This window comes from Luteimonas sp. YGD11-2, from assembly GCF_004118975.1.
Lineage (GTDB): Bacteria > Pseudomonadota > Gammaproteobacteria > Xanthomonadales > Xanthomonadaceae > Luteimonas > Luteimonas muca.
In genome coordinates, this window is the sequence record NZ_CP035376.1 from 2,038,296 (window position 1) to 2,053,189 (window position 14,894).

Genomic DNA, 14,894 nt, shown 5'->3' on the forward strand with positions numbered 1-14,894 from the left:
GGGCGGACCGTTACAGCCGTCCGGGTGACATGCGTCGTGTGTCACCGTCGAATCGTTTGTCGTGCGTGCCTTCCATGGTGGTACCGCGGGCTCCGGAGAGAGTCCGGCCCGGCCTTCCTGGCCGGGCATTCGCTGCAGCGCGGGCGCTGCAGCCTACCCCTTGAGCGTGTCGATATCGGCCACGTTGATCGTGTTGCGATTGCGGAACAGCGTGACCAGGATCGCCAGGCCGATCGCCGCCTCCGCGGCCGCCACGGTCAGGATGAAGAACACGAAGACCTGGCCGCTGGCGTCGCCGAAGTGCCGCGAGAACCCGATGAAGTTGACGTTGACCGCCAGCAGCATCAGTTCGATCGACATCAGCAGCACGATCACGTTCTTCCGGTTGAGGAAGATGCCGGCCACGCTGATGCAGAACAGCACCGCCCCGAGCGCCAGGTAGTGGCCCAGCGCCAGGCCTTCTCCGAACAGACTCATGCCTGGCCCTCCCCGTCCTGGACCTGCGCCGTCGCGGGCGCCTGCGGGCGCACCGCATCCATCTTGATGATGCGCACGCGATCGGACGCACGCACTGCCGCCTGCGCCGCCGGATCCTGGCGCTTCACGCCGACGCGCGCGCGCAGGGTGAGCATCACCGCGGCCACCACCGCCACGGTCAGGATCAGCGCGGCGATCTCGAACGGCAGCAGGTAGTCGCGGAACAGCGTATGCGCGACCCATGCGGTGTTGCCCAGGCCGGCGGCTTCAGCGGGATCGGGGCCGAACGGGGTGATCCGCGAACCGATGCCGATCAGCGTGAGCACCTCGGCCAGCATCACCACCGCGACGACGAGCCCGATCGGCAGGTAGCGCACGTAGCCCTGGCGCAGCGTGGTGACGTCGATGTCGAGCATCATCACCACGAACAGGAACAGCACCATCACCGCGCCGACATACACCACGATCAGCGCCACGCCCAGGAACTCGGCACCGGCAAGGATCCAGGTACCGGCAGCACTGAAGAAGGTCAGCACCAGGAACAGTGCCGAGTGCACCGGATTGCGGACACTGATCACCGCTACCGCCGACATCACGGTGATCGCGGCGAAGCCCAGGAATGCGAGAAGAATGAAATCCATGACTTACCTGTAGGCGGCGTCGGCGGCGCGGCGCTGGGCGATTTCCGCCTCGAGCCGGTCGCCCAGTGCGAGCAGCTGCGGCTTGCTGACGATGTTCTCGCCGCGGTTCTCGAAGTGGTACTCGTGGATGTGCGTCTCGACGATGGAATCCACCGGGCAGGACTCCTCGCAGAACCCGCAGTAGATGCACTTGAACAGGTCGATGTCGTAGCGGGTGGTGCGGCGGGTGCCGTCCTCGCGCTGCGCCGAGTCGATGGTGATCGCCAGCGCCGGGCACACCGCTTCGCAGAGCTTGCACGCGATGCAGCGTTCCTCGCCGTTGGGATAGCGACGCAACGCGTGCAGGCCGCGGAAACGCGGTGACTGCGGCGTCTTCTCCATCGGATACATCAGCGTGTACTTGTCACGCCACAGGTACTTGAAGGTCAGCTTCATGCCGCCCATGAGTTCCAGCAGCAGCAGGCTGCGGAAGAAATTGCCGACGCGGCTCATCGCTGTACACCCTCCAGCACCCCGAAATACGCCATCAGCGCGGTGACCACGATCCAGGCGATGCTGACCGGAACGAATACCTTCCAGCCCAACCGCATGATCTGGTCATAGCGGTAACGCGGGAATGACGCGCGGAACCAGATGAAGACGCTGGCGAAGAAGAACATCTTGGCGAACAGCCACCACCAGCCATCGCCGAGGATCGTCGACAGCACCGGCACGTCGGGAATCCACGCCGCCGGGATCGGGGACAGCCAGCCGCCGAGGAAGAACAGCGTCGTCAGGATGCTGATCAGGATCATGTTCGCGTATTCGGCCAGGAAGAACAGCGCGAACGCGGAACCCGAGTACTCCACCATGTGACCGGCGACGATTTCCGACTCGCCCTCGACCACGTCGAACGGTGCACGGTTGGTCTCGGCCACGCCGGACACGAAATAGATCACGAACAGCGGCAGCAGCGGCAGCCAGAACCAGCTGAAGAGACCCGCACCACCCGCCTGCGCCATCACGATGTCGGTGAGATTGAGGCTGCCCGCGGCGATCAGCACGCCGACCAGCGCGAAGCCCATCGCGATCTCGTAGCTCACCATCTGCGCAGCAGCACGCATCGCGCCGAGGAAGGCGTACTTCGAGTTGGTGGCCCAGCCCGCGAGGATGATGCCGTACACGCCCAGCGAGGTCATCGCCAGCAGGTACAGCAGCCCCGCATTGGCGTTGGACAACACCAGCTGGTAGTCGAACGGCACCACCGCCCACGCCGCGAACGCCGGTGCCAGCGTGATCAGCGGTGCGAGCACATACAGCTTCGGATGGGCGTTGGTGGGCTGGATGACTTCCTTGAACAGCAGCTTGAAGACGTCCGCGAAGGCCTGGAACACGCCCATGCCCACGTACATCGGCCCATGGCGCACGTGCATCCAGCCAATCAGCTTGCGCTCCCAGACCACGTAGAAGGCCACCGCAAGAATCACCGGAACGGCGATCGCGAGGATCTTCAGCACGATCCACAACACCATGCCGATCGCGCCCAGCGAGAACAGTGCCTCGCGCATCGGGCCGAACAGCTGCTGGAGAAATTCCGCCGTCGTCATGCCGGCATCACCTGTACGTTGCCGGCTGCCAGCGCCGCGGTGGCGCCGTAGCCGCTTTCGACGAACACCGCACCCACGGCGACCTGGTCGCTGACCATGACCTGCAGGGTCGCGGTGCCGGCGTGGTTGGAGACCTTGGCCATCGCGCCGTCCACCACGCCGAGCGTGCCGGCATCGGCCGGATGCACGACGATGCGCGGGCCCAGCGTCAGCGGATGTGCCTGCAGGGCCGGCGAACGCCGGACCATGGCATCGCTGCGATAGATCGCGGGTGCCACCGCAAGCTCAAGACCGGCGTCCGCGTGCAGCGCCTGCCCACCCTGTACGACGACCTCGCGCGGCTGCATCGAAGCACGCAGCGGCGCGATGTCGACGAATCCGAAGCCGTCCAGGCCGAGCTGGGCGCCGAGTGCACGCAGTACGCGCCAGCCGGCACGGGCCTCGCCCGGAAGGCGACCGGCGGCGAGTGCGCGCTGGTCGATACCCTCGAGGTTCGTGAGTGTGGCGTCGATCTCCGGCAGCGCACCGATCGGCAGGATCACGTCGGCGACGGCGCGCGTGGAGGCACAGGCGAACTGGCTGAATGCCACCACCTGCGCGCCCTTGAGCGCCTTCAGTGCGAGTGCCTGGTCGGCGAAGTCCAGCCCCGGCTCGATGCCGTAGAGCACATACGCCGAACGTGCCTCGCGCAGCATCGCCTGCGCATCGCGCGAGGCCGGCAGCACGCCATGGCGGCTGAGGCCGACCGCATTCGCGCCCTGCGGGATGCGGCACAGCGCCGCACCGCGCGCAGTGGCGAAAGCTTCGGCCGCGGCACGGATCGCACCGGCATGCACGCCGCTTTCGGCCAGCGCGCCCACGATCACCACCATCCGCTCGCCCTCGCCCACCACGGCGGCGAGCTCACCGCCACCCAGGGCGGCGGCGATACGCGACGGCGCGACGATGGCCTTGGAGGCGACATCGAAGGTGAAGTCGAAATCGACGGGATTGACCACGTGCACGCGCGCGCCCTTGCGCCAGGCCTGACGCACGCGGTGGTGCAGCAGCGGCACTTCGTGGCGCAGGTTGGAACCGACGATGACGACGGTACCGGCGTCGGCGATATCCGCCACCGGCATCGCGAACGGCGTGGCGACGGCGTCGCCGGACAGGTCGCGCTGACCGATGCGGTGGTCGAGGTTGCCGGTGCCCAGGCCTTCGGCCAGCCGCGCCAGCAGCGCGCCCTCCTCGTTCGACGTGGACGGGTGCACCAGCATGCCGAGGTCGTCGGCGGCGTTGTCGCGCAGGACCTGCGCGGCGCGCGCGAGTGCTTCGTCCCAGGACGCGACGCGGAAGTCGTCGCCGTCGCGGATCAGCGGCTGCACCGCGCGGTCGTCCGCGCCCAGGCCCTGGTGCGAGTAGCGGTCACGGTCGGACAGCCAGCACTCGTTGACGGTCTCGTTGTCGCGCGGCACCGCGCGCAGCACTTCGCCGCGCCGCGAGTGCAGGAACAGGTTGCTGCCCAGCGCGTCGTGATAACCCAGCGACTCCTTGGCGATGAGCTCCCACGGGCGTGCACGGAAGCGGAACACCTTGTTGGTCAGTGCGCCCACCGGGCACACGTCGATGACGTTGCCCGACAGCTCGGTGGTCAGCGGCTTGCCGTCGTAGGTGCCGATCTGCAGGTTCTCGCCACGGCTCATGCCACCCAGCTCGTAGGTACCGGCGATCTCCGCGGTGAAGCGCACGCAGCGCGTGCACTGGATGCAGCGCGTCATCTCGGTGGCGACCAGCGGCCCGAGATCCTCGTCGGGCACCACGCGCTTGCGCTCGACGAAACGGCTCACCGAACGGCCGTAGCCCAGCGAGAGGTCCTGCAGCTCGCACTCGCCGCCCTGGTCACAGATCGGGCAGTCGAGCGGATGGTTGATCAGCAGGAATTCCATCACGTTGCGCTGCGACTTCAGCGCCTTCTCGCTGCGGGTGACGACCTTCATGCCGTCCATCACCGGCGTGGCGCAGGCCGGCGCCGGCTTCGGCATCTTCTCCACCTCGACCAGGCACATGCGGCAGTTCGCGGCGATGGCCAGCTTGTCGTGGTAGCAGAAACGCGGGATCGGGATGCCGGCCTTGTCGGCGGCCTGGATGATCATCGAGCCCTTCGGCGCGGCCATCTCGACGCCGTCGATGAAGACGGTGACGTGGTCCGGCGGCAGGTTCGGGTTCACGGGCTGCGCGCTCATGCGGCCACCGCCTTGGGCACCACGGTGCCGTTGCGCTGGTCGTCGACCAGGAAACGCCGGTTGACGATCGCGTACTCGAACTCGTCCCAGTAATGGCGCAGGAAGCCCTGCACCGGCCACGCGGCGGCCTCGCCGAACGCGCAGATGGTGTGGCCCTCGATCTGCCCGGCCGCGGCCCGCAGCATGTGCAGGTCCTCGACGGTGGCGGTGTGCTGGGCGATGCGGGTCAGCATGCGGTACATCCAGCCGGTGCCCTCGCGGCACGGGGTGCACTGGCCGCAGGACTCCTGGTAGTAGAAACGCGCGATGCGCTGGCAGGCGCGCACCATGCAGGTGGTGTCGTCCATCACGATGACCGCGCCCGAACCGAGACCGGAACCGGCCTTCTGGATCGAGTCGTAGTCCATCGTCAGGCCCATCATGATCTCGCCCGGAAGCACCGGCATCGACGAACCACCCGGGATCACGCCCTTGATGGTGCGACCCGGACGCATGCCGCCGGCGATTTCCAGCAGTTCGGAGAACGGCGTGCCGAGGCGGATCTCGTAGTTGCCCGGGCGGGCAACGTGGCCCGACACCGAGAAGATCTTGCAGCCGCCGTTGTTGGGCTTGCCGAGGTTCATGAACCACTCGGGGCCGTTGCGGATGATCGCCGGCACCGAGGCATAGGTCTCGGTGTTGTTGATCGTGGTCGGCTTGCCGTACAGGCCGAAGTTGGCCGGGAACGGCGGCTTGTAGCGCGGCTGCCCCTTCTTGCCTTCCAGCGACTCCATCAGTGCGGTTTCCTCGCCGCAGATGTAGGCGCCCGCGCCCAGCGCGTTGTGGATGTCGATGTCGATGCCGGAGCCGAGGATGTCCTTGCCCAGCCAGCCGTTGGCATACGCCTCGGCGGTCGCTTCCTCGAGGTGCTCGAACGGCTCGTGGTGGAACTCGCCGCGCAGGTAGTTGTAGGCGACCGACGAACCCGTGGCATAGCAGGCGATCGCCATGCCCTCGATCACCGAGTGCGGGTTGTAGCGCAGGATGTCGCGGTCCTTGCAGGTACCGGGCTCGGACTCGTCCGAGTTGCAGAGGATGTACTTCTGCATGTCGCCCTTGGGCATGAAGCTCCACTTCAGGCCGGTCGGGAAGCCCGCGCCGCCACGGCCGCGCAGGCCGGACTGCTTCACCATCTCGATGACATCGGCCGGCGGGATCTTCTCGGTGAGGATCCGGCGCAGGGCCTGGTAGCCACCGGTCTTGAGGTAGTTCTCGTACGACCACGGCTTGTCGAAGTGCAGCGTCGTGTAGACGGCCTGGTGTTCCTTCGGTGCCGGGCCGACGGGCCCGTAACCTTCGGAGACGTGGGAGTTGTGATGCGCCATGCCTGCGTCGAGCCTCACTTCAGTCCGTCGAGCAGCGCGTCCACCTTCGTGGTGTCGAGCTTCTCGTGGTAATGGCCGTTGATCACGACCACCGGGGCGCCGCAGCACGCGGCCACGCACTCTTCCTCGCGCTTGAGGTAGACGCGGCCGTCGGCCGTCGACTCGCCCAGCCTGCAACCCAGCTTCTTCTCGGCGTGCGCGACGAGATCCTCGGCGCCGTTGAGCCAGCAGCTGATGTTGGTGCAGAAGGCGACGTTGTTGCGGCCGACCTCCCGCGTCTCGAACATCGAGTAGAACGTCGCCACCTCGTACGCCCACACCGGCGGGATGCCCAGGTACTTGGCGACCGCGGCGATCAGCTCGTCGGTCAGGAAGCCGCCGTTCTGCTGCTGGGTCGCGAACAGCCCCTGGATCACCGCCGAACGCTTGCGGTCGGGCGGGAACTTCGCCACCCAGTGGTCGATGGACGCACGCGTGTCGTCGTTCAACGCCACCATCGGGTCGACGTTGCGCGCGTTCTCGAAATTGCCTGTTGCTTTCATTTCCTCACGCGCCTCAACGGTCGATTTCGCCGAACACGACATCGTAGGTGCCGATCATCGCCACCACGTCGGAGAGCATGTGGCCCTTGACGATGGCGTCCATCGACGACAGGTGCGCGAAGCCCGGGGCGCGCAGGTGCACGCGGAACGGCTTGTTGGCACCGTCGGAGACCAGGTAGCAGCCGAACTCGCCCTTGGGCGCCTCGATGGCCTGGTAGGTCTCGCCGGCCGGAACGCAATAGCCTTCCGAGAACAGCTTGAAGTGGTGGATCAGCGCTTCCATGTCGTCCTTCATCTCCTCGCGGGAGGGAGGCGCGACCTTGTAGTTGTCCACCATCACCGGGCCGGGATTGGCCCGCAGCCATGCCACGCACTGCTTGATGATGCGCGCGGACTGGCGCATCTCGGCCACGCGCACGAGATAGCGGTCGTAGCAGTCGCCTTCCACACCCACGGCGATGTCGAAATCGACTTCGGCGTACTTGGCGTAGGGCTGGGTCTTGCGCAGATCCCAGGCCACGCCCGAGCCGCGCAGCATCGGGCCGCTCATGCCCCAGGCCTTGGCCTGCTCCGGCGGAATCACGCCGATGCCGACCGTGCGCTGCTTCCAGATGCGGTTGTCGGTGAGCAGGGTCTCGTACTCGTCGACGCGGCGCGGGAAGTCGTCGGCGAACTGGTCGAGGAAATCCAGCATCGAGCCTTCGCGCCATTCGTTGAAACGCTTGAGCTTGGCACCCTTGCGCCACGGCGAGTCGCGGTACTGCGGCATGTGGTCCGGCAGGTCGCGGTACACGCCACCCGGGCGGTAGTACGCCGCATGCATGCGCGCGCCCGACACCGCCTCGTAGACGTCCATCAGCTCTTCGCGCTCGCGGAACGTATACAGCATCACCGCCATCGCCCCGAGGTCGAGGCCATTGGAGCCGAGCCACATCAGGTGGTTCAGGATCCGGGTGATCTCGTCGAACATCGTGCGGATCCACTGCGCACGTTCCGGCACCTCGATCCCCATCAGGGTCTCGACCGCGCGGACGTAGGCGTGTTCGTTGCACATCATCGACACGTAATCCAGCCGGTCCATGTACGGGACCGACTGGTTGTACGGCTTGGACTCGGCGAGCTTCTCGGTGCCGCGATGGAGCAGGCCGACGTGCGGATCGGCACGGACGATGGTCTCGCCGTCCATCTCCAGGATCAGGCGCAGCACGCCATGCGCGGCCGGGTGCTGCGGGCCGAAGTTCATCGTGTAGTTGCGGATCTGCTGGCGCAGCGCGGCCGGGCCGCCCGTCGCCGCCTGATCCGTGGAGTACACCTGGTTCACAGGCGAAGGGGTGCTCATTTCTGCGTCTCCGCGCCCCGCGCCCGCGATTCGCCGGCAGCGGTCAGGTAGCGTGCGTCGTCGCGGATCACGCGGGGCACGCCCACGCGCGGCTCGACCGACGTCACGGGCTCGTACACGACACGCTTCTTCTCGGCGTCGTAGCGGACCTCGACATTGCCGATCAGCGGGAAGTCCTTGCGGAACGGATGGCCGACGAAACCGTAGTCGGTCATCAGGCGGCGCAGGTCCGGGTGGCCCGCATAGACGATACCGAACAGGTCGAACGCCTCGCGTTCGAACCAGTTCACGCCTTCCCACACCGGCACCAGTGAATCCACCACCGGCATCGCATCGTCTTCCGGATACACGGTCACGCGCAGGCGACGGTTGTGCTCGATCGACAGCAGCTGCGCCACCGACGCGAAGCGGTTCACCGGCACCGACAGCGGGCCTTCGCTTTCCGGTGAATCCAGCTGGCGGCTGGGCGCCTGGCCATAGGCGAAACGACCCGGGCCGCGCCCTTCCACACCACGGCTGAAGCCGGCGGACGACACTTCGGTGTCCCACTCGTCACTGCCGTAGCCGAGGTTGTCGACGCCGCACAGATCGATCAGCGACTCGAATGCGAACTCGTCGCGCAGCGCCCGGCAACCGGCGAGGTAGTCCGCCGGGGCGAACACGATGCCGACTTCGCCCCGCGGCTCGGCGACCGTCACCGTCGCATCCGCGAAGCGCGCACGCAGCTGCGCGGCAAAGGCTTCAGCGGTCCCGCTCATTCGCGCAGCCCCGTCTTGTTCTCGCCGAAGTTGGTGCCGCGACGGATCTTGCGCTGCAGCTGCAGGATGCCGAACACCAGCGCCTCGGCCGTCGGGGGGCAGCCCGGCACGTAGATGTCAACCGGCACGATCCGGTCACAGCCGCGCACCACCGAGTACGAGTAGTGGTAGTAGCCACCGCCGTTGGCGCAGCTGCCCATCGAGATGACCCACTTCGGGTCGGGCATCTGGTCGTAGACCTTGCGCAGCGCCGGGGCCATCTTGTTGACCAGCGTACCGGCCACGATCATCACGTCGGACTGGCGCGGCGACGGGCGGAACACCACGCCGTAGCGGTCGAGATCGATGCGCGCGGCACCGGCGTGCATCATTTCCACCGCGCAGCACGCCAGACCGAACGTCATCGGCCACATCGAGCCGGTGCGCGCCCAGTTGAGCAGCACGTCGGAACTGGTGGTCAGGAACCCGCGCTCGAGCAGCGGATTGTCGCCCTCGGGCCGCAGGATGTCCTCGACGCGCCCTTCCGGCAGCGGATTGCTGGCGAAGTCCGCGGCCTTCTGGATGGACTGGATCACTCCCATTCCAGGGCTCCCTTCTTCCATACGTAGATGAAGCCGAGCAACAGCATGCCGGCGAAGATGCCCATCTCGACCAGGCCCACGACGCCGAGGTCGCGGAACACGGTGGCCCAGGGCACGATGAAGATGATTTCCAGGTCGAAGATCAGGAACTGGATCGCGATGAGGTAGTAGCGCACGTCGAAACGCATGCGCGCGTCCTCGAACGCGTTGAAGCCACTCTCGTAGGGCGACAGCTTCTCGGCCGTCGGACGCTTCGGTCCCAGGACGTTGCCGATCACCAGCAATGCAATGCCGATGCCGGTGGCAACGATCAGGAACAACAGGGTCGGCAAATATTCGGCCAGCACGTGATGTTCTCTCGGCTACTTGCCACCCGCAGGTGGCCGTTGCTCGGCGCTTTGCGCCGCTCGCACATGGCGCCGGAGCGCCGCGTGCGTCGTGTTTACTCAGGGGTGACCGACATTCCGTCGCTTCCGGCCACACCCGGCGCGGGTGCTACGCGGCTGGCCCTTCCTGGGCGGTTCCGGTCGCTGCCGGACACCGTCCTCGAAACCAGCCTATTGTACCGTTTCGTGAACTGACGAGTAAACCAATTCGGTCCCGCAAACGCATTGCACGCACGCGCCGCGTGCACGCACCGTGTAACGCCGGAAACCCTCGGCGCACACGCCCGGATACGCAAACACCCCGCGCTGGGCGGGGTGCTGGCGCTGGCGGCAGAACCGCCGGTATTGGTGCCCAAGGGGGGACTCGAACCCCCACGACTCTCGTCGCTACCACCTCAAGGTAGTGCGTCTACCAATTCCGCCACCTGGGCAAGGTGTCCGCGGCGATGGTGCCTGCCGCGGGGTGCGCATTGTACGCGCTTTACTGCTCGTTTTGCGGTGCCGGCGCAGGAATTTCCGCATCGGCTGCCGGCTGCGCCGGAGGCGCGGCAGGAACCGCCTGGTCACCCTGCTGGGCAGGCGCCTGCGGCACGCTGGCATCGGCCGCCGGAGCGGCGGGCGCCTGCGGAATTGCCGACATCACACCGAGATCCTGCTGCTGCACCACCGGCTGCGCCTGGCGGGTCGCGTACCAGGCCATGAACAGTGTCAGAGCGAAGAACGAGATCGCCAGCCACTTGGTCGCCTTGGACAGGAAGTTGGACGACCCACGCGCACCGAACACGGTGGACGACGCGCCGCCACCGAAACCGGACCCGGCCTGGGCGCCGGCGCCGCGCTGCATGAGGATCAGCGCGATCATCGAGATCGCGATGAGGACGAAGAGGACGTTCAGGACGAGCAGCAGCATCGTGGCTAGACCGGGTTCAACGCGCGGCGGCTGCCGCGGCGATGGCAAGGAAGTCGGAGGCCACCAGCGAGGCACCCCCGATCAGGCCGCCGTCCACGTCGGGCTGCGCGAACAGCTCGGCCGCATTGGCGGGCTTGACGCTTCCACCGTAGAGGATGGGCAGCGAATCGGCGATCTTAACATCCCGCGCGGCAACCTCGCTACGGATGAACGCGTGCACGGCCTGGGCCTGTTCCGGGCTGGCGGTGCGGCCGGTGCCGATGGCCCAGACCGGCTCGTAGGCGACCACGGCGTTGGCGAACGCGGCGGCGCTGACGAGGTCCAGCACCGGGCGAAGCTGCGAGGCGATGGTGTCCTCGGTCATCCCCGCCTCGCGCTGCTGCAGCGACTCGCCCACGCACAGGATCGGACGCAGGCCGGCGTTGACCGCCGCAAGGAACTTGCGCGCGACATGCTCGCTGCTTTCGTTGTGGTACTGCCGGCGCTCGGAATGCCCGACCAGGCCGAAGCGCGCGCCGACATCGACCAGCATCCGCGCCGACACCTCGCCGGTGTAGGCGCCCTCCTGGTTGCTGCTGACGTCCTGGGCGCCGAACGCGACCGGGCGGCCCTCGAAGTCCTCGACCAGGTCGCCGAGATAGGGCAGTGGCGGCAGCACCACCACCTCCACGCCGGCGGGCACCGCATCGGCAACGCGGGAAACCAGCTCGGTGGCGAAATCGCGGCTGCCGTGCAGCTTCCAGTTGCCGGCGACGATACGTGGACGCATGACCTACCTCGGGATGTGGACAACCGCCCATTCTAGGCGGTGGGCGCCTTGAAGACATGGCCGTACCGGGTTGCGGGGCCGACGCGGCTGCGCCCTGCCCCGCGTGACGCGGCGCTACTTCAGCTTGATCTCGCGCAGGCGCTCCTCGAGGAAGCCGTGCGCGGTGATCGGCTCCGGATAGCGGCTGGGGTTGTCGTCGCTGATGCACGACGGCAGCACGTCGATCAGGTAATCGGGGTTGGGATGCAGGAAGAACGGCACCGAGTAACGCGGCTGGCGCGCCTGCTCGCCCGGCGGGTTGACCACGCGATGGATCGTCGACGGGTACACATGGTTGGTCAGGCGCTGCAGCATGTCGCCGATGTTGACCACGATGGTGTCGGCATCCGAGGTGAACGGCACCCACTCGCCCTCATGCGACTGCACTTCCAGCCCGGCCGCGCTGGCGCCGACCAGCAGGGTGATGAAGTTGATGTCGCCATGCGCGCCGGCACGCACGTTGGGGATGTCGTCGGCGGTGATCGGCGGGTAGTGGATCGGGCGCAGGATCGAATTGCCGTTGTCGGTCTTGTCGGCGAAGAACTGCTCCGGCAGGCCGATGTGAAGCGCCAGCGCCGACAGCACCTGCGACCCCAGCGCATCCAGGCGCTGGTAAAGCCGGTAGCCGTGCTCGCGGAACTCCGGCACCTCGTCGGGCCAGAGGTTCGGAGGCATCACCTCGCGGTAGGGCGAGTCGTCCGGGATCTCGCGGCCGATATGCCAGAACTCCTTGAGGTCGAAATGCTTCGAGCCCTTGGCGGTCTCCACGCCGAACGGCGTATAGCCGCGCGCGCCGCCGCCGCCGGGCACGTGGTACTGCTTCTTGACGTCCTCCGGCAGCGCGAAGAACGCCTTGAACGCGGCGTAGGCGGCATCGATCTCGTGCTGGGCGATGCCATGGCCGTTGATGCCGGCAAAGCCCCACTGCCGGTACGCCGCGCCGAGTTCGGCGACGAAGGCGTCGCGGTCGGCCGGGCTCTGCGGCCGGGTGAAACGGCGGATGTCGAGGGTCGGGATGCGGGAGGTCATGGGGGTCTACCGTCAGGAAGCGGCCGCCGCGCGCACGGCGTCGGCCAGTGAATCGAGGGTGGTCTGCATCAGGGCGGTGTCTTCGGCCTCGACCGTGACGCGCACCACTGGCTCGGTGCCGGACGGGCGCAGGAATGCGCGGCCCCTGCCCTGCACCTGCGCCTGGGCCTGCGCGAGTGCGGCCAGCACCGTCGGCGCATCGGCGGGCCTGGCGCCCGCAGGACAGGCGACATTGATCGTGCGCTGCGGATAGCGCTGCAGGCCGTCGAGGGCCTGCTGCAGGGTGATGCCACGGCGCTGCAGCACCTCCAGCACCTGCAGCGCGCTGACGATGCCATCGCCGGTGCTGCTGCGATCCAGGCACAGCAGGTGGCCGGAGGCTTCGCCGCCGAGCACGCCGCCGTGTTCGGTCAATGCGTGGTGCACATGGCGATCGCCGACCTTCGTGCGCACGAAATCGATGCCCTGGCGCTCCAGCGCCTGCTCCAGCCCGTAGTTGGTCATCAGCGTGCCGACCACCGGGCCCTGCAGGCGACCACTCGCCTGCCAGTCCAGCGCGAGGATGTAGATGAGGTCGTCGCCATCGACGACGCGGCCCTCGCCGGTGACGAACATCACCCGGTCACCGTCGCCGTCGAAGGCGATGCCGAGCGCGGCGCCGCAGCTGCGCACATGCGCGGCCAGTGCCTCGGGATGGGTCGAACCGACGCCGGCATTGATGTTGACGCCGTTGGGCTCGATGCCGATCGCATCGACCTGGGCGCCGAGTTCGCGCAGCACCAGCGGCCCGATCTGGTAGGTGGCGCCGTTGGCGCAGTCCATCGCGATGCGCAGGCCGTCGAGGTCGAAGCCGCGCGGCAGCGAGTTCTTGCAGGCTTCGAGGTAGCGGCCGACGGCATCGCGCGTGCGCACCGCCTTGCCGAGCTGTTCCGACGCAACCGTGCGGAACGGCTGTTCCAGCGCCGCCTCGATGGCGAGTTCGGTGGCGTCGTCGAGCTTCTCGCCGTCGGCGGAGAAGAACTTGATGCCGTTGTCGTGGTGCGGGTTGTGCGAGGCGGAAATGACGATGCCGCCATCGGCGCGCAGCGAACGCGTGAGGTGGGCAACCGCCGGCGTCGGCATCGGGCCCATCAGCTGCACGTCGACACCGGCAGCCACCAGGCCCGCTTCCAGCGCGGCCTCGAACATGTAGTTCGAGATGCGCGTGTCCTTGCCGATCACCACCAGCGGCTTGCGCCAGGTGGGATCGCCCTCGCGCAGGGCGTGGCCGTAGGCGTTGCCCAGGCGCAGCACGAAGTCCGCCGAGATCGGACCCTCGCCCACCCTGCCGCGGATACCGTCGGTGCCGAAGTACTTCCGGCTCATGCGGCGGACTCCGCGGCCGGCGGCGCCTTCATCAGCAGCGCGACCAGCGACGCGATGCGGTCACGCAATTCGCGACGGTCGCAGATCTGGTCGATGGCGCCATGCTCGAGCAGGAACTCCGAACGCTGGAAGCCTTCCGGCAGCTTCTCGCGCACGGTCTGCTCGATCACCCGCGGGCCGGCGAAGCCGATCAGTGCTTCGGGCTCGGCGAGGTTGATGTCGCCCAGCATCGCGAACGATGCCGACACCCCGCCCGTGGTCGGGTGCGTCATCACCGAGATGTACGGCAGGCCCGCGGCGCGCAGGCGGCCGAGTGCGGCGGACGTCTTGGCCATCTGCATCAGCGAGAACAGGCTTTCCTGCATGCGTGCGCCACCACTGGCGGCGAAGCACACGAACGGCGAGCCGATCTCCAGCGCACGTTCGGCGCCCAGCGCGAAGCGTTCGCCCACGACCGAGCCCATCGAGCCGCCCATGAAGGCGAAGTCGAACGCGGACGCCACGATCGGCCGGGCCTTGAGCGTGCCTTCCAGGGTCACCAGCGCGTCGCGCTCGCCGGTGGCCTTCTGCACCGCCTTGATGCGGTCGGCGTACTTCTTCTGGTCCCGGAAGCGCAGCACGTCGACCGGACCCAGCTCGCCGCCGATCTCGCTTCCGGTATCCGGATCGAGAAAACCGCGCAGGCGCGCACGCGCGCGGATCGGGCGATGGAAGGCGCACTTCGGGCACACCTCGAGGTTCTCCTCGAGCTCCGGGCGATACAGCGCGGCACCGCAGCGCTCGCACTTCTCCCAGAGACCTTCGGGCACGCTGCGCTTGCGCGGGGCGCCTGGTTCGGTGCGGATGCTGGATGGCATCACTTTCTTGAGCCAGCTCAAATCGT

At 67.4% G+C, this 14,894-nt stretch carries 16 protein-coding genes and 1 tRNA gene; all 17 read right to left on the reverse strand.

All coding sequences use genetic code 11. From position 1 onward, the window contains the following. Nucleotides 1-153: 153 nt before the first annotated feature. The 17 genes from nuoK to accD all read right to left on the reverse strand — a co-directional run bounded on the left by nuoK (nt 154) and on the right by accD (nt 14,889). Nucleotides 154-477: an NADH-quinone oxidoreductase subunit NuoK gene (gene nuoK / locus ERL55_RS09180; RefSeq protein WP_100322423.1), complete on the reverse strand. Its 324-nt coding sequence runs from the start codon at nt 475-477 to the stop codon at nt 154-156. Continuing rightward, a complete protein-coding gene (locus ERL55_RS09185; RefSeq protein WP_129136154.1) occupies nt 474-1,118 on the reverse strand; it encodes an NADH-quinone oxidoreductase subunit J in 645 nt (214 codons plus the stop codon). Before ERL55_RS09185 ends, nuoK begins: the two co-directional genes overlap by 4 nt. 3 nt (nt 1,119-1,121) lie before the next feature. Then, nucleotides 1,122-1,610 (reverse strand): NADH-quinone oxidoreductase subunit NuoI, encoded by a 489-nt coding sequence (nuoI, locus tag ERL55_RS09190; RefSeq protein ID WP_129136155.1) that lies wholly within the window; start codon nt 1,608-1,610, stop codon nt 1,122-1,124. Next, nucleotides 1,607-2,665, reverse strand: coding sequence for an NADH-quinone oxidoreductase subunit NuoH (gene nuoH, locus ERL55_RS09195; RefSeq protein WP_129137293.1), 1,059 nt, complete (start codon nt 2,663-2,665; stop codon nt 1,607-1,609). The genes nuoI and nuoH overlap by 4 nt, the downstream gene beginning before the upstream one ends. A 35-nt stretch (nt 2,666-2,700) precedes the next feature. Then, nucleotides 2,701-4,929 (reverse strand): NADH-quinone oxidoreductase subunit NuoG, encoded by a 2,229-nt coding sequence (nuoG, locus tag ERL55_RS09200; RefSeq protein WP_129136156.1) that lies wholly within the window; start codon nt 4,927-4,929, stop codon nt 2,701-2,703. Continuing rightward, entirely contained in the window at nt 4,926-6,293 is a 1,368-nt protein-coding gene (gene nuoF / locus ERL55_RS09205) for an NADH-quinone oxidoreductase subunit NuoF (protein WP_129137294.1), read from the reverse strand. The genes nuoG and nuoF overlap by 4 nt, the downstream gene beginning before the upstream one ends. A 14-nt stretch (nt 6,294-6,307) precedes the next feature. Next, nucleotides 6,308-6,835 carry an NADH-quinone oxidoreductase subunit NuoE gene (nuoE, locus tag ERL55_RS09210; RefSeq protein ID WP_129136157.1) on the reverse strand — a complete coding sequence of 176 codons (528 nt, stop codon included), beginning with the start codon at nt 6,833-6,835 and terminating at the stop codon, nt 6,308-6,310. Nucleotides 6,836-6,848: 13 nt separating this feature from the next. Beyond that, on the reverse strand, nt 6,849-8,078 hold the full coding sequence (locus ERL55_RS09215; RefSeq protein ID WP_232140677.1) for an NADH-quinone oxidoreductase subunit D: 1,230 nt from the start codon (nt 8,076-8,078) through the stop codon (nt 6,849-6,851). Nucleotides 8,079-8,170: 92 nt separating this feature from the next. Beyond that, complete coding sequence (locus ERL55_RS09220; RefSeq protein WP_129136159.1) at nt 8,171-8,932, reverse strand: NADH-quinone oxidoreductase subunit C; 762 nt, start codon at nt 8,930-8,932, stop codon at nt 8,171-8,173. Beyond that, nucleotides 8,929-9,513: an NADH-quinone oxidoreductase subunit B gene (locus ERL55_RS09225; RefSeq protein WP_100322415.1), complete on the reverse strand. Its 585-nt coding sequence runs from the start codon at nt 9,511-9,513 to the stop codon at nt 8,929-8,931. Before ERL55_RS09225 ends, ERL55_RS09220 begins: the two co-directional genes overlap by 4 nt. Beyond that, the gene (locus tag ERL55_RS09230) at nt 9,504-9,860 is read right to left on the reverse strand and encodes an NADH-quinone oxidoreductase subunit A (protein WP_100322414.1); all 357 of its coding nucleotides are present in this window, start codon (nt 9,858-9,860) and stop codon (nt 9,504-9,506) included. The genes ERL55_RS09225 and ERL55_RS09230 overlap by 10 nt, the downstream gene beginning before the upstream one ends. Before the next feature lie 385 nt (nt 9,861-10,245). Beyond that, a tRNA-Leu gene (locus tag ERL55_RS09235) sits at nt 10,246-10,330 on the reverse strand. 50 nt (nt 10,331-10,380) lie between these two features. Continuing rightward, nucleotides 10,381-10,809: a preprotein translocase subunit SecG gene (secG, locus tag ERL55_RS09240; RefSeq protein WP_129136160.1), complete on the reverse strand. Its 429-nt coding sequence runs from the start codon at nt 10,807-10,809 to the stop codon at nt 10,381-10,383. Nucleotides 10,810-10,825: 16 nt separating this feature from the next. Next, a complete protein-coding gene (gene tpiA, locus ERL55_RS09245; RefSeq protein ID WP_129136161.1) occupies nt 10,826-11,578 on the reverse strand; it encodes a triose-phosphate isomerase in 753 nt (250 codons plus the stop codon). Nucleotides 11,579-11,692: 114 nt separating this feature from the next. Then, nucleotides 11,693-12,646: a 2-oxoglutarate and iron-dependent oxygenase domain-containing protein gene (locus tag ERL55_RS09250; RefSeq protein ID WP_129136162.1), complete on the reverse strand. Its 954-nt coding sequence runs from the start codon at nt 12,644-12,646 to the stop codon at nt 11,693-11,695. Nucleotides 12,647-12,658: 12 nt separating this feature from the next. Beyond that, complete coding sequence (gene glmM / locus ERL55_RS09255; protein WP_129136163.1) at nt 12,659-14,011, reverse strand: phosphoglucosamine mutase; 1,353 nt, start codon at nt 14,009-14,011, stop codon at nt 12,659-12,661. Beyond that, a complete protein-coding gene (accD, locus tag ERL55_RS09260) occupies nt 14,008-14,889 on the reverse strand; it encodes an acetyl-CoA carboxylase, carboxyltransferase subunit beta (RefSeq protein ID WP_129136164.1) in 882 nt (293 codons plus the stop codon). The genes glmM and accD overlap by 4 nt, the downstream gene beginning before the upstream one ends. Nucleotides 14,890-14,894: the final 5 nt, after the last annotated feature.